Origin of the sequence: Pararhizobium sp. IMCC3301 (assembly GCF_030758315.1) — a bacterium.
Taxonomy (GTDB): domain Bacteria; phylum Pseudomonadota; class Alphaproteobacteria; order Rhizobiales.
On sequence record NZ_CP132336.1, the window covers coordinates 2007515 to 2021278 of the forward strand.

Annotated in this window: 13 protein-coding genes; 11 read left to right on the top strand and 2 right to left on the bottom strand. The window is 57.0% G+C overall.

Going from position 1 to position 13764, the window contains the following annotated elements:
- Positions 1–58: 58 nt before the first annotated feature.
- The 11 genes from RAL88_RS09705 to RAL88_RS09755 all read left to right on the top strand — a co-directional run bounded on the left by RAL88_RS09705 (position 59) and on the right by RAL88_RS09755 (position 11734).
- Entirely contained in the window at positions 59–952 is an 894-nt protein-coding gene (locus RAL88_RS09705) for a carbohydrate ABC transporter permease (protein ID WP_306269104.1), read from the top strand.
- A gap of 1 nt (position 953) precedes the next feature.
- On the top strand, positions 954–1847 hold the full coding sequence (locus RAL88_RS09710) for a carbohydrate ABC transporter permease (protein WP_306269106.1): 894 nt from the start codon (positions 954–956) through the stop codon (positions 1845–1847).
- Positions 1844–3331, top strand: a complete 1488-nt coding sequence (gene argH, locus RAL88_RS09715; RefSeq protein WP_306269108.1) for an argininosuccinate lyase — start codon at positions 1844–1846, stop codon at positions 3329–3331. Before RAL88_RS09710 ends, argH begins: the two co-directional genes overlap by 4 nt.
- A gap of 4 nt (positions 3332–3335) precedes the next feature.
- Positions 3336–4391 (top strand): ABC transporter ATP-binding protein, encoded by a 1056-nt coding sequence (locus tag RAL88_RS09720; RefSeq protein WP_306269110.1) that lies wholly within the window; start codon positions 3336–3338, stop codon positions 4389–4391.
- 321 nt (positions 4392–4712) lie between these two features.
- Positions 4713–5942 carry a GNAT family N-acetyltransferase gene (locus RAL88_RS09725; protein WP_306269112.1) on the top strand — a complete coding sequence of 410 codons (1230 nt, stop codon included), beginning with the start codon at positions 4713–4715 and terminating at the stop codon, positions 5940–5942.
- 304 nt (positions 5943–6246) lie between these two features.
- The gene (gene cysG / locus RAL88_RS09730; protein WP_306269114.1) at positions 6247–7668 is read left to right on the top strand and encodes a siroheme synthase CysG; all 1422 of its coding nucleotides are present in this window, start codon (positions 6247–6249) and stop codon (positions 7666–7668) included.
- On the top strand, positions 7668–8030 hold the full coding sequence (locus RAL88_RS09735; RefSeq protein WP_306269115.1) for a DUF2849 domain-containing protein: 363 nt from the start codon (positions 7668–7670) through the stop codon (positions 8028–8030). The genes cysG and RAL88_RS09735 overlap by 1 nt, the downstream gene beginning before the upstream one ends.
- A 3-nt stretch (positions 8031–8033) precedes the next feature.
- Positions 8034–9707 (top strand): nitrite/sulfite reductase, encoded by a 1674-nt coding sequence (locus tag RAL88_RS09740; RefSeq protein ID WP_306269117.1) that lies wholly within the window; start codon positions 8034–8036, stop codon positions 9705–9707.
- Complete coding sequence (locus tag RAL88_RS09745; RefSeq protein ID WP_306269119.1) at positions 9691–10458, top strand: phosphoadenylyl-sulfate reductase; 768 nt, start codon at positions 9691–9693, stop codon at positions 10456–10458. Before RAL88_RS09740 ends, RAL88_RS09745 begins: the two co-directional genes overlap by 17 nt.
- On the top strand, positions 10455–10901 hold the full coding sequence (locus RAL88_RS09750) for a DUF934 domain-containing protein (RefSeq protein WP_306269120.1): 447 nt from the start codon (positions 10455–10457) through the stop codon (positions 10899–10901). The genes RAL88_RS09745 and RAL88_RS09750 overlap by 4 nt, the downstream gene beginning before the upstream one ends.
- 17 nt (positions 10902–10918) lie before the next feature.
- Positions 10919–11734, top strand: coding sequence for a ferredoxin--NADP reductase (locus RAL88_RS09755; RefSeq protein WP_306269122.1), 816 nt, complete (start codon positions 10919–10921; stop codon positions 11732–11734).
- Between the two features lie 25 nt (positions 11735–11759).
- On the opposite strand, the gene RAL88_RS09760 is transcribed toward RAL88_RS09755, so the two are convergent.
- Entirely contained in the window at positions 11760–12341 is a 582-nt protein-coding gene (locus tag RAL88_RS09760) for an NAD(P)H-dependent oxidoreductase (RefSeq protein WP_306269637.1), read from the bottom strand.
- Entirely contained in the window at positions 12341–13762 is a 1422-nt protein-coding gene (locus tag RAL88_RS09765; RefSeq protein ID WP_306269124.1) for an FAD-binding oxidoreductase, read from the bottom strand. Before RAL88_RS09765 ends, RAL88_RS09760 begins: the two co-directional genes overlap by 1 nt.
- Positions 13763–13764: the final 2 nt, after the last annotated feature.

Here is a 13764-nt window from a genome sequence, read left to right on the forward strand (position 1 = left end):
GCGCTGCAGCGCGCCGGGGCAGCGTCCTTCATTGCATTGAATTCAGGCGGCACGTCGCGTGGCATTTTACAAAAACCTCTCGATATCGCAGAAACAGATCGTCTGGGCTTGGTGTTTTCTGGCCGTCCCCACCGTGTTCTATGTGGTGGTGCGGTTCTACCCCACCGCCAATGCCATACTGGTGTCGTTTCAGGACTGGAACCTGCTCGGCGCACGGACCTGGACCGGGCTCGACAATTACATCAAATTGTTCAACGATCCGGTGTTCTGGAAGGTGTTCAAAAACACCTTTCTGTATCTCATCATCGGCACGCCGCTGAGCCTCGTCATAGCCTTTCTGATTGCCTATCAGATCGACAAGGTGCGGTTCATGCACGGCACCATCCGCGCGCTTTACTTTCTGCCATTCATGACCAGCGCCGTTGCCATGGCCTGGGTCTGGCGCTGGTTCTATCAGCCGGTACCCATCGGCGTGTTCAACAATGCGCTGGCCACATTCGGCATTCCGCAGATCGAGTTTCTGAATTCCACCACCAATGCACTGCCCGCCATTCTGGCGCCTGCGGTCTGGGCCGGACTGGGGTTTCAGATCATCATTTTCATGGCCGGGCTGCGCGCCATTCCGCAAACCTACTATGAGGCTGCGCGCATTGACGGCGTCTCGCCGATGGCAACATTGTGGGAAATTACCCTGCCGCTGTTGAAGCCGACCATCGTGTTTCTGGTGGTGTTTTCCTCGATCGGATTTCTCCGGATATTCGATCAGGTCTTCAACATGACCACCAACAATCCCGGCGGCCCGCTCAATTCCACCAAACCCCTGGTGCTGATGATCTATGAAACCGCCTTTACCCGGTATGATATGGGTTATGCCGCCGCCCAAACCGTGGTGCTGTTTCTGGTTCTGCTCGCCGTCAGCCTGCTGCAATTGCGCATTCTGAGGGACCGCTGACATGACCACAACCGATCTGTCCGTCAGACCCACGTCCCAGGCGCTGCTGAAAGAACGCAGCAGTACGGCAAGCGTGCGTCCGCCCCGCAATTATGCCCAGTTCATTCGCTGGCTGCTGCTGTTTGCCGGCGGTATTCTGATGATCACCCCGATTATCTACATGCTCTCCACCTCGTTCAAATTTCCGTTCGAGGTCTATAATCTCAATTTGATTCCTGAAGAGCCGACGCTTGAGAACTATCAGCTGGTTCTGGAGGATGGCCGCTTTTTCAACTGGTTCAACAATTCGTTGATCATTGCCACGCTGACCACGGTGTCGAATGTGTTCTTCGACAGTCTGGTTGGCTATGCGCTGTGCAAATTCCGCTTTCCGGGCCGCTACATTGTCTTCATCGCGATCCTTTCGACGCTGATGATCCCCACCGAAATGCTGGTCATTCCCTGGTATTTGATGAGCACCAAGCTGGGCTGGCTCGACACCTATTGGGGCATCATGTTTCCCGGCATGATGACCGCTTTCGGGGTCTTCCTGATGAAGCAGTTTTTTGAAACCGTTCCCGATGATTTTCTCGAAGCCGCGCGCATTGACGGGCTCAATGAATTTCAGATCTGGTGGAGCGTTGCCATGCCGCTGGTCAAACCGGCGCTTGCGGCGCTCGCCATCTTTGTCTTTCTCGGCAACTGGACCGCCTTTATCTGGCCCCTCATCGTCACCAACAGCCAGGAGCTGTATACCCTGCCGGTCGGGCTGACGACGTTCAGCGTCGAGCAGCAGGTGGAATGGGAGTTGATCATGACCGGAGCCGCGCTGTCGACCTTGCCAACCCTGATCGTGTTCCTGATTTTCCAGCGCTTTATCATTCGCGGCGTGGTGATGGCAGGCCTGAAGGGATGACCGATCTGTCCAGCTTTCCCCATCCGGTCTATAAGGACACGGTTCTGGCGCCCTTGTTTGAAACCACCAAGGCGCATTATGTCGAGGCAGTTCGCAGCATCAACCGGGCGCATCTGGTGATGCTCACCGAGACCGGCATTTTACAACGCGACGTGGCCGTAGCAATTGCCAACGCGCTTGTCGACATCGACCGCACCGTGGATGTTCCGGCCCTCAGCTATAGCGGCGAATATGAAGATTATTTCTTTCTCGTGGAAGCAGAACTGAAACAGCGCCTTGGGCCCGATGTGGCCGGAATGTTGCACACTGCGCGCTCGCGCAACGACATGGACCACACCATCTTCAAACTGGCATTGAAACAGCGTGTTGATAAGTTAATCGGGGCGGGCTACGGCCTTGCTGATGTGGTGCTGCAAAAAGCCCGCACTGAGCGCGATACACTGATTGTTGCCTATACCCATGGCCAGCCGGCACAGCCGACCACATTCGGCCATTATCTCAGCGCTGCGCTGGAAGTACTGTTGCGCGATCTGCAGCGGCTGCAGACCGCCCGCGACGGCCTCGATCACTGCCCGATGGGGGCAGCGGCGATCACAACATCGGGCTTTCCGATTGACCGCGAGCGCATGGCGGATTTGTTGGGATTTTCAGAACCGCTGCGCAATTCCTATGGCTGCATTGCCTCTGTGGATTACATCACCGCCCTCTATTCAGCGATCAAACTGGTTTTCCTGCATCTGGGACGGCTGGTGCAGGATTTTCAGTTCTGGACCGCGTTTGAAGTCGGGCAGCTCCATGTGCCTGACGCCCTGGTCCAGATCAGTTCAATCATGCCGCAAAAACGCAATCCGGTGCCGATCGAACATATGCGCCACATGGCTTCTGTCACCTGCGGGCGCTGTGACATGATCGTCAACACCATGCACAATACGCCCTTTACCGACATGAATGACAGCGAGGGCGAGGTGCAGCAGGCCGGCTATGCCGCCTTTGACAGCGGCGGCCGGATGCTGAAGCTGCTGGCTGCGGTGATCGATGCCTGTTCCATCAACAGTGCAAAGGTCCAGTCCAACAGTGATGCTGCCTGCATAACGATCACAGAGTTGGCCGACACGCTGGTGCGCAACGAAGGCCTGTCCTTCCGCCAGGCTCACGAAATAGCCGCAACGACCGCCCGCGCGGTGATCGCAGCGGGAAAGCCCCTGGGAGATGGGTTCCCCGCCTTCTTCCGGGCTTTCCTGGCTCATGCTGACCGCGCACCTGCCCTTGGCGAAGATGATTTCGTGTCTGCCGTCAGCGCGCGGACTTTTGTCGCCCGGCGCAACCGCACCGGCGGACCGGCACCCGAAGCGATGGACGACGCATTCGCCCATTACACGGCCACTCTGGCTGATCTTCAAAACAGGACGGCCTTTATTGCAAGCCGTGAAGCGGCGGCGGGCGATGCCCTGCAACGCGCTTTCAACGCATTGACGCAGGAGTAGTAATTTGGCCACGGTCTCAATCAAGAATCTTGAAAAAACCTACGGCAAGACCAAGGTCCTGCACGGCATCAGCCTGGATGTGGCCGATGGCGAATTCGTCGTGCTGGTGGGACCCTCGGGCTGTGGAAAATCCACCACTTTGCGCATGATTGCCGGTCTTGAAGATATCACCGCAGGGGAAGTCTACATCGGCGGCGAACTGGTTAATAACCGCGAGCCGAAAGAACGCAACATTGCGATGGTATTTCAGAATTACGCCATTTATCCGCATATGTCGGTTCGCAAGAATATCGGCTTTGGCCTGCGCACCTCAAAGGTATCAAAGCCGCAGAAAGAGGCGCGTATTGCTGAGGTCGCGCAAATTCTCGGCATGACCGAACTGCTCGACCGGCGCCCCAATGAATTGTCCGGCGGTCAGCGCCAGCGCGTCGCCATTGGCCGCGCCATGGTGCGGGATCCGGCAGCGTTCCTGTTTGATGAACCGCTGTCAAATCTGGATGCCCAATTGCGCACCCAGATGCGGCTGGAAATCAAGAAACTGCACCAGCGCGTCGGCAACACCATCATCTTCGTCACCCATGATCAGGTTGAAGCGATGACCATGGCTGACCGCATCGTGATCATGAAAGATGGTCATATTCAGCAGATCGGGACGCCGTTTGACGTGTTTCACAGGCCCGCCAACATGTTCGTCGCCCAGTTCATCGGCGCGCCATCGATGAATATGATGCAGGGAAATCTGCAACACAGTGTGGTGCATCTGGAAGGCGGTTGGCAGGTGCCGGTCGCAGCCGGTTCGCAGCAGGCCGGACCGGTGACACTTGGGTTGCGCCCCGATGATCTGCGGGTCAGCGAAGAGGATGGCCAGTTTGAAGGTCAGGTCAGCATTCTGGAGCCGCTCGGCTCTGAAACTCTGGTCTATGTGTCTATCGGCAAACAGGAGCTGATCGCACGAGCTTCCGGCAGAACGCCGCCGAAGCTCGGGGCCACTGTCAAGCTCAGTGCTGAACCGGACAACATGCATCTGTTCGACACTTTGACCGGGAATGCTTTGCGTTGATGCAGCGGGCACTAGCCGGGCCCTCTGACGGCTTTTGGTAAGAATGCTTCAGTCACGTCAGGCAAGGAGGCGGAATTGGCCTTTCCCGGCTACGTGATCGCCTGTTGGCCTTTCACCTTCAGCATGGTTAACAATTTGTAAAGTCATCAACTATTTCCATTTGTTTATCAATGACTTGAATTTGAAGCTACGCAATATGGTGAAAAGAATCCCAAGTTGTATTTAACGGTGAAGTAACTCAAAGCCTGTAATTTCGAAAAAAAGGAAGTCTTTTTGCGCCAGAGCGCTCTGAAGCTGTCCTGACGCACAATCAGGAGAATTATGGACTTTCCGAGCAACCCTGAGCTGACCGCGAAAACGGTCGATTTGCCCAATGGTCCCGTGATGGCTGACGAACCGGTGCATATTGAAATTCATGACACACCGGACGCCTTGCGTGCCCTGGAGGCGGAATGGCGCGCATTGGAAACCAGGGTTGCAGACGGCCTTGGATATTTCCAGACCTATGACTGGTGCGCCAGCTGGTGCAGCTTCTACCTTGAAGGCGCTGGAGATATATCCGCCCGGAAACTGCAACTGGTGACCATTCGCCGCACCGGTCAGCTGGCATGTATTATTCCGCTGATGCAGGAGAACAGGGCCCTGGGCCTCAAACTTCATCGCAGCATCGGGGCTCCCTTAACCCAATACAGCAATATTCTGCTGGATACGGCTGTGCTGCCGATCGCGGAAATGCGGCTGTGCTGGAAAGACCTGTGCCAGCGTTTCGACTCCGATGCAATCCTGCTCAAACGCTTTCCTCAAGCCAGCCAGATCGCCGCCATTCTCGACGAAGACAACATTGACCGGGAGACCGAAGAAGTCTCACTGGTGATGAAGCTTGACACAATTGAAAGCTGGAAACCGTTCCAGGATTCGTTCAGCAAATCTGTCCGCCGGGGCCGTCGCCGCCGCTTTCAGAAAATTGAGCGGGAACTGGGTGAAGTCAAACTTGAGGTGCATTTTGGCGGCACCGACGCCTATCGCAAAGCGATTCCGCAGGCCCTGGATTTCAAGCGCAAATGGTTGAAAGAAAGCGGCCGCAACATGGCGGCCTTTTCCGGCCCCAACGTTGCCGAATTTCTGATGGCCCTGCAAGGCGACAGCGCCGCGCGCGAAGGCGCATTGGTCTATATCCTGACAGCCGGCGGAAAACCGATCGCCATTGAACTGGGGTTTATCCAGCAGCGGCATTATTACTGCTTCCTCGGATCATTTGACTGGGATCACCGCAACTATTCAGCTGGCAAGGTGCAAATGGAACAAAGTCTGAAATGGGCGATTGAACATCAGTTACCGATGATCGACTATCTTGGAAATTACGAAGCCTATCAGGGCGACTGGTCGAATGACACGGTCGCCATGGCCAGCTACCGGGCCGCGCTAACGCGAAAGGGCAGATTGTATATCGGCCTGTGGGATCGCCACCTGAAACCTGGTGCCAAAGTCGCTTTCAGACGACTTCCGGGCGCCATCAGAAAATCGCTGATCGCTGCGTTGTCAGGCCGCTAGAAACAGATCACTCGTAAGCGCCCCTGAAGCCGACGACAGGTGCCGGGAATCAGCATTTGCACGATTGCAATGAGGCCTGTGCACGCACTCCGGCAGGCCGCCAGAATGCCGCGGAAAACAAATCTTCAAACAGCATGCACAAAGGGTTCAGTCGGGAAATCCGCCTGGAGTCGCGGAAGATTTTTGTCGTTTGGCGAATATGAAGAGGAATTTGTTTCTTTATCGGGTGAAAACGGAAACCAATTCCTAGAAATACCGACTCTAATCCCCCAAATTTAGTAAAATATTCTTTCACAGGTGGATTATGCGCCATTATCCCGTCTTTCTCGATCTGCGCGGCCGCCGCATTGTGGTCTCCGGTGCCGGCGAAACTGCATTGGCAAAGCTGAGGCTGTTGATCAAGACAGAAGCCCGCATTGAGGTTTTTGGTGCGCTGCCGGTTTCAGCCATTGTTGCACTCGCCACAGCGGGACAAATTGTTTTGCATGAACGGGCTTTGACGCCGGGTGATGTCGCTGCTGCAGCGCTGTTTTACGCGGCAAATGATGAAGTCGGCGAGGATCGCCGCGTTGCAGACCTAGCCCGCCAGGAAGGCGCGCTTGTCAATGTGGTGGATAATCTGGAAGCCAGCGCCTTTATCACACCTGCTCTGGTCGACCGCGACCCGGTGACGATTGCCATTGGCACGGAAGGCGCCGCTCCGGTTCTGGCGCGCAAGATCAAGGCCGAAATTGAAGCCATGCTTCCGGCCAGGCTTGGTGTGCTGGCACGGATAGCACAGGCCTTCAGGGCGCGCGCCGAATTGCTGCCGCCCGGCCGACCACGGCGCGCCTTCTGGGCCAGATTCTATGACGGGGAAGGCGATAAGGCGCTCAATCATGGCGGTATGACCGCGGTGGTGGAGCGGCTTGAAACGCTTTTTACCGAGACCCTGCAAAATGCTGATTCCAACGCCACCGGCCGGCCGGGCCATGTCAGCCTTGTCGGAGCCGGTCCTGGCGATCCGGAACTGCTCACCCTGAAAGCTCGCCGCGTGCTGCATGAGGCGGATGTAGTTCTGTATGACAGGCTGGTGTCCGGCAATATTCTGGAACTGGCGCGCCGTGAAGCGGTGCTGCAGGAAACCGGCAAAACCGGATTCGGCACGGCCATGAGCCAGGATGCCATCCATGCATTGATGATCGATCATGCCGCCCGTGGCCATCATGTTGTGCGTCTGAAATCCGGCGATCCAGCCGTGTTCGGTCGGCTCGATGAAGAAACCGAGGCGCTCGATGCGGCTGGAATTGCGTGGAGCATTGTTCCCGGCATAACTTCCGCATCCGCAGCCGCTGCCAGAATGGGTGTTTCTCTGACTCGGCGCGGGCGCAATTCGGAATTGCGCATTCTCACCGGCCATGATGTCAAAGGTTTTGCTGAGCAGGACTGGCAGTCTCTGGCGCGTCCCGGCACGGCAGCCGCCTTTTATATGGCGAAACGCTCGGCGCGCTTTGTCACCGGTCGGCTGATGATGCATGGCGCAGATGCCAAAACCCCGGTGACGGTGGCCTTCAATGTATCGCGGCCGGATGAAACCCTGCTGGTAACCGATCTTCAGTCCCTGCCTGGAACGCTGAGTGATGCAGATCTGCCCGGCCCGGCCGTCATCATGTTCGGCCTTGCTCCCAGATCCGCACAGGCAGCCCTTGCCGCCCTGCCACCCAAACATCAAGCTGGAGCTGCGTGATGGCAAAACCGTTTAATTCGAAAATCGTCTCGGCAAATGACCTGATGCAGGGTGATGTGGTTTATCTGACGACTGGCAACAGCTGGTCGCGTCACATTGCCGATGCCGCAATTGCCCGAAATGAAGCATCCGCCGAGGCCCTGCTGGCAACTGGCGATGCCCGCCAGGATCTGATCGTCGGCGCCTATCTGCTTGACGTTGCGATTGGCAGTGACGGCACTCCGGTACCAACCCATTTCCGGGAAAAATACCGCCTCAACGGTCCCAGCATCGATTATCTGGCACCGCAAAGAACAGCGCAGAAAATCGATCTGGCGGGCGAACAGACAGTCGCCCCAATCACACATTCAAAAGGCGCCTAGATCATGTATCACTACAATGATTTTGACCTCGAATTCGTCAACAGCCGTACCGCGGAATTCCGCAGCCAGGTGGCGCGGCGGATCGACGGCTCTCTGACGGAGGACGAGTTCAAGCCACTGCGCCTGCGCAACGGTCTTTATCTGCAATTGCACGCCTATATGCTGCGCGTTGCGGTGCCCTACGGCACACTGAACAGCGTCCAGATGCGGCAGCTGGCCTATATTGCAGAGCGCTGGGACAAGGGCTACGGCCATTTTACCACGCGTCAGAACATCCAGTATAACTGGCCGAAACTGGGCGATGTGCCGGACATTCTGGAAGCACTGGCCAAGGTCGAGATGCATGCCATCCAAACCTCTGGCAATTGCATCCGCAATGTCACATCGGACCATTTTGCCGGTGCCGCTGCCGATGAGATTGAAGATCCGCGCCCGACCGCAGAATTGCTGCGGCAATGGTCAACCGACCATCCCGAGTTTCAGTATCTGCCGCGCAAATTCAAGATTGCCATTACCGGCGCGCCGAACGACCGCGCCGTGATCCGCTCCCACGACATCGGTCTGCGGATGGTGCGCAACGAGGCCGGTGATCCGGGTTATGAGGTCATGGTTGGCGGCGGTCTTGGCCGCACCCCGATGATCGCCAAGACCGTGCGCGAGTTTCTGCCGAAACAGGAACTGCTGCCTTATCTTGAAGCCATTCTGCAGGTTTACAATCTGCATGGCCGCCGCGACAACAAATACAAGGCGCGGCTCAAGATCCTCGTCCACGAAACCGGCCTGGAGCCGCTCAAGGCCGATATTGAAGCGGCTTTTGCATCCATTCACGAGACCTTTGTCAGTCCGTCGGCACAGCTGATTGCCGATATGGAGGCCGCCTTTGCGCCGCCGCCATTCAACAATACACGCTCGCTGGCCTTTGAAGATGCGCAGCAGGCCAATCCCGCCTTCCGCGCCTTTGTCGAGACAAATATTGCCGAACACAAGAACCCTGCCTATGGCATCGTCACCATATCGCTGAAGCCGGTGGGCGGTGCGCCGGGCGATGCCACTGCCGACCAGATGCGGCTGGTAGCCGAACTGGCGCAACTCTATGGCCATGATGAAATCCGGGTCAGCCACGAACAGAACCTGATCCTGCCGCATGTCCGCCAGAGCGATATTCCGCTGGTCTATCAGCGCCTGCTCGAAGCCGGCCTGGCAACCGCAAATATCGGACTTATCTCCGATATCATCGCCTGCCCCGGAATGGATTACTGCGCGCTGGCAACCGCGCGCTCGATTCCCATTGCCCAGGAAATCGCGACGCATTTTGAAGCGCGCGGCCTGGAACGTGAAATCGGATATATGAAAATCAAGATTTCGGGCTGCATCAATGCCTGCGGCCACCACCATGTCGGACACATCGGAATCCTCGGTCTGGAGAGAAAAGGCGAAGAGCTTTACCAGATCACTCTGGGAGGCGACGGCCGGGAAAACATGTCTGTCGGCGAACGCGCCGGCCCCGGCTTTTCCGCTGATGCCCTGATGGCGGCCCTCGACCGCCTGATTGATGCCTATCTGGAATGCCGGGCCTTTGATGAGGAGCCGTTCATCGACACTTATAAACGTCTTGGAGCCGGGCCGTTCCTGGCGGCTCTTTACCCTGAGGAGGCTGATGATGCGCGTGCTGCCTGAACGCCCGACCGACCAGCTTGCACCATCTGCAAATTTTGACCAGCTCGAGCAGGAAGCCCTGGCTCTGCTGACCAGGGTTTTCGGCGATAAAATCCATGGCAAGGCTGCTCTGGTGTCGTCCTTCGGATCAGAATCCGCCGTGTTGCTGCATCTTGCCTCGCGGATTGATCCCGATGTACCTGTGCTGTTCATAGATACGCTGATGCTGTTTGAGGAAACTCTGCAATATCAGCTGGAACTGGCCCAGTCGCTTGGTCTACGCAATGTCATCCGCGTGCTGCCGGATCTTCATGAAGCGCGGGATACCGATCCGTTCGGCCGCCTGCATCTGACCGACCCGGATTCGTGCTGCAGTTTGCGCAAGATCAAACCGCTGGAGAAAATTCTGTGCCAGTACAATGCTTGGGTCAGTGGCCGCAAACGCTTTCACGGCGAAGCGCGGGCACAATTGGCCGTGCAGGAACTGGATGATCAGGGCAGACACAAATTCAACCCCCTGGCCGAGTGGCAGGCGGGCGATATCAAGGCCTATTTTGAACGCCATGAACTGCCGCGCAATCCGCTGTTCTATCGTGGGTTCCGGTCGATCGGCTGCTCACCCTGCACTTTGCCGGTGGGCAAGAATGATGATCCGCGCAGCGGCCGCTGGCAAGGACAGGACAAGACTGAATGCGGTATCCATCTGGTCGATGGCAAACTGGTTCAGGGTAAACTGGTTCAGGGCAAGCCGGTAACGGAGGCAAGTCAATGAGTGTCGAAGAAACAACCCGCAGCATCCTCGTCCGGCAGGGCAAGTTTTCGCCCTCGCCGATTGAGCCCTGCAAATTTCTCGATGTCGAGGAACTGCAATCGATTGCCGCCCTTGGCGGCCTGTTCGTCGATATGAAAAATGATGAAGACCCGCAGGCTCTGGTTCCGCATTTCAGTGCCATTGCGCTGATCCGCATTGCCTTTCCCTCCAGTGCGGACGGACGTGGCTTCAGCCTTGGACAGCGCCTGCGCAGACTGGGCTTCAAAGGCACTTTGCGCGCCCACGGCGATCTGATATCCGATCAGTATCCAATGGCAATCAGAACCGGCTTTGACGAGTTGGAAATCAGCCCGCAAATGGCACAACGCCAGCCCGAAGCGCAATGGCGTGACCGCCTGCCGAAACTTGAATCCTACCGATCACGGCTTGGCCTTGCCGGCTAAGCGTTGAAAGAGCTTTTATGTCAGATTTTTTCTCTCCCTCCCAGACTGTCGAAACTCTGCCGTATGGCGAAACCGTAACCTCTGTCCGGCATTGGACGGACCAGCTGTTTTCATTCCGCGTGACCCGACCCAGAAGCCTGCGTTTCCGGTCCGGTGAATTCGTCATGATTGGTCTGCCCGGCGATAACGGAAAACCGATCCTGCGGGCCTATTCCATTGCATCTCCCATATGGGATGAAGAACTGGAGTTTTACTCAATCAAAGTGCCCGACGGCCCGTTGACATCACGCTTGCAGAACATACAGATCGGCGATCAGGTGATCGTTCGCCCCAAGCCGACCGGCACATTGGTACTGGATGCGCTGTTGCCCGGAAAGCGCCTGTTCCTGATTGCAACCGGCACCGGTATTGCGCCTTTCGCCTCGATCATCCGCGACCCGGACACCTACGCCGCCTATGATGAAATCATTCTGGCCCATACCTGCCGGACCAATGCAGAGCTCAGCTATGGCTTTGAATTAATGAAACGCACCTTGGCCGATCCGCTGGTCGGGGAAGATGCAGCCCGCAAATTGCGACATTATGCGACCACCACGCGCGAGGCTTCGGTCCATGAGGGCCGCATCACCGATCTGATGCGCAATGGCAGTTTCTATACCGACCTTGGCATTGCTCCTTTGAACAGCAATGACCGGGTCATGATCTGCGGATCAATGGCGTTGAACCAGGATGTCAAGACGATCAGTGTCGCCGCAGGCCTTGCAGAGGGCTCCAACAGCCGCCCGGGACAATTCGTCGTGGAAAAGGCTTTTGTCGGTGAAGAGCTGGTTTAGTTAATCAACTAAATCAGTCCTGCCGTCAGAATTTCAGCAACTTGTCACGCACATTCTGAAGATGGCTTTGAAGCTGTGTGTCGGTCACGTTGTTCATGTCATACCTGGCAAGATACAGCACCGGCGCACCCGGCTTGATCATGGCTCGCAGCATGCGTGTGGCCAGTTTGCGGGGCGGATCGCCCAGTATCAGCGCCCGATACCACGGCGCTCCGTAGCTCACCACACAGGCCAGCTTCTTGATATGGGTGAGACCCGGCGTCACTTTGCCATCGCACATGTCAAACGACACCCCCGGCAGGAACACCCGGTCCAGAAAGCCTTTCAGGATGGCCGGGGGGCCGAAATTCCAGATCGGATGAACCATGACAATGGCATCGGTGTTCAAAACCCTGTCCACATAGGACGCGACGGGTTGCCGGTTTACATCGGTGTCATGATAGCTCAACCGCTCCTGCCGTGACAGCACCGCATCGAAGCCTTCCGCATAGAGATCGCAATCATCCACCTCATGACCGGCCTGCCCCAGCGTTTGCACCACCATATTGTGCATGGCTGCGGTAAAACTGGTTTCCACCGGATGGGCGTACAGCACCAGAACCCGCATCACGCTTTTCGCTCCAGGCCGGGAAACAGATAGGTCTGCCCGGAAAAGTCGAATTCAGGATGATCCCAGGCCACCATCTTGCCAGGGTTGAGAAGCCCCTTCGGATCGGCCTCGCGCTTGAAATCCAGTTGCACCGCGTCGGTCTGCTTCATGCCGCCTTCTTCCAGTGTGTAGCGGTGCGGATTGAAGATCGGGCAGCCCTCTTCCTCATGGATGCGGATAATCTCCTCAAGCCGATCTTCTGTCGTGAAGTTCACAATCGGCAGTCCGAAACACGTCACATGGCCATCAAAGCGGACATATTCCAGATGGCCTGTAACCTCGCCCGGGAACAGTTTTGACACCGCTTCCACACGCTCGATCTGATGCGGAAACGGATACAGTACCTGAAGATAGGTGATCTCCGGGTCAACCCGCAGGCCGCGCAGGGTGGTGTGGTTCCAGGCCAGTTCATAGGCCGGTGGCAGACCCTTCTTTTCCTCAGCCGAGGCCGTATCCGAGCGGTACAGAATGGCGCCATTGCCGCGCGCCACAAAGGTAGAAAATGCATCCATTGCGAAAGGCGCGACCATGCAGATGCATACGGACTGGCCGTCCTCAATGAATTTGCTGTGGCGCCGGAAATAGCGTTGCGGAACAGGGGCCTGCACAGGTGCGATATTCTTCTTCAAAATGCCGTCCTGCAGGCCAAGCTCATTGCCGAAGCGCACAGCATCCATCCATCCGGAGAACCCCTCGGCGTCCCCCGGCTCAAACCCGACCAGCACATCAACCCAGTCATAGGCCGGCCCCAGCGGCATCTCGACTTCGGTGATGATGCCATTGGTGCCATAGGCATGGCTGACCTTCTGCAGATCCTCGCCGCCCAGTTCCAGAATGCGCGGCTCGGCCTCCATGGTTACCACCCGCAGGCGGATGACATTGCCCAGATCACGCAGGCCACCGAAATTGATCGAGCCGACACCTCCCGAGCCGCCGGCAATAAAGCCGCCGATTGAAGCAGTGGAGTAGGTTGACGGATACATCCGCACCTCTTGCCCGCTCTGCCGCGCCTTGCGGTCGATCTCGGCGATCACAGCGCCTGGCTCGGCAATGAAACGTCCGGTGGAAATCTCCCGTATTTTGTTGAACCGCGACAGGTCCAGCAAGACGCCCCCGGACAAAGGCATCGCCTGGCCATAATTGCCGGTGCCGGTGCCGCGCGGCGTCACCGGCACATCATGGGCAAAGCAGGTTTTCAGAACATGAATGACTTCCGCTTCGTTGACCGGCGCGGCAATCAGATCGGCCGTGACCTCTTGCAGCTGGCGTTTCAGCACCGGCGAATACCAGAAAAAATCGCGGCTTTTCTGTCTGACGATCGCAGCATTGTCTTCGCACCTGACCGGAGCCAGTTCAGCTTTCAGCCTGGCAAAATCCATAC

What these genes read in the sequence shown, in the direction of transcription:
- cysG (WP_306269114.1), top strand. Translation starts at nt 6,247, where the DNA reads ATGCGCCATTATCCCGTCTTTCTCGATCTGCGCGGCCGCCGCATTGTG.
- RAL88_RS09765 (WP_306269124.1), bottom strand. Translation starts at nt 13,762, where the DNA reads ATGGATTTTGCCAGGCTGAAAGCTGAACTGGCTCCGGTCAGGTGCGAA.
- RAL88_RS09735 (WP_306269115.1), top strand. Translation starts at nt 7,668, where the DNA reads ATGGCAAAACCGTTTAATTCGAAAATCGTCTCGGCAAATGACCTGATG.
- RAL88_RS09725 (WP_306269112.1), top strand. Translation starts at nt 4,713, where the DNA reads ATGGACTTTCCGAGCAACCCTGAGCTGACCGCGAAAACGGTCGATTTG.
- RAL88_RS09710 (WP_306269106.1), top strand. Translation starts at nt 954, where the DNA reads ATGACCACAACCGATCTGTCCGTCAGACCCACGTCCCAGGCGCTGCTG.
- RAL88_RS09755 (WP_306269122.1), top strand. Translation starts at nt 10,919, where the DNA reads ATGTCAGATTTTTTCTCTCCCTCCCAGACTGTCGAAACTCTGCCGTAT.
- RAL88_RS09745 (WP_306269119.1), top strand. Translation starts at nt 9,691, where the DNA reads ATGCGCGTGCTGCCTGAACGCCCGACCGACCAGCTTGCACCATCTGCA.
- argH (WP_306269108.1), top strand. Translation starts at nt 1,844, where the DNA reads ATGACCGATCTGTCCAGCTTTCCCCATCCGGTCTATAAGGACACGGTT.
- RAL88_RS09740 (WP_306269117.1), top strand. Translation starts at nt 8,034, where the DNA reads ATGTATCACTACAATGATTTTGACCTCGAATTCGTCAACAGCCGTACC.
- RAL88_RS09750 (WP_306269120.1), top strand. Translation starts at nt 10,455, where the DNA reads ATGAGTGTCGAAGAAACAACCCGCAGCATCCTCGTCCGGCAGGGCAAG.
- RAL88_RS09760 (WP_306269637.1), bottom strand. Translation starts at nt 12,341, where the DNA reads ATGCGGGTTCTGGTGCTGTACGCCCATCCGGTGGAAACCAGTTTTACC.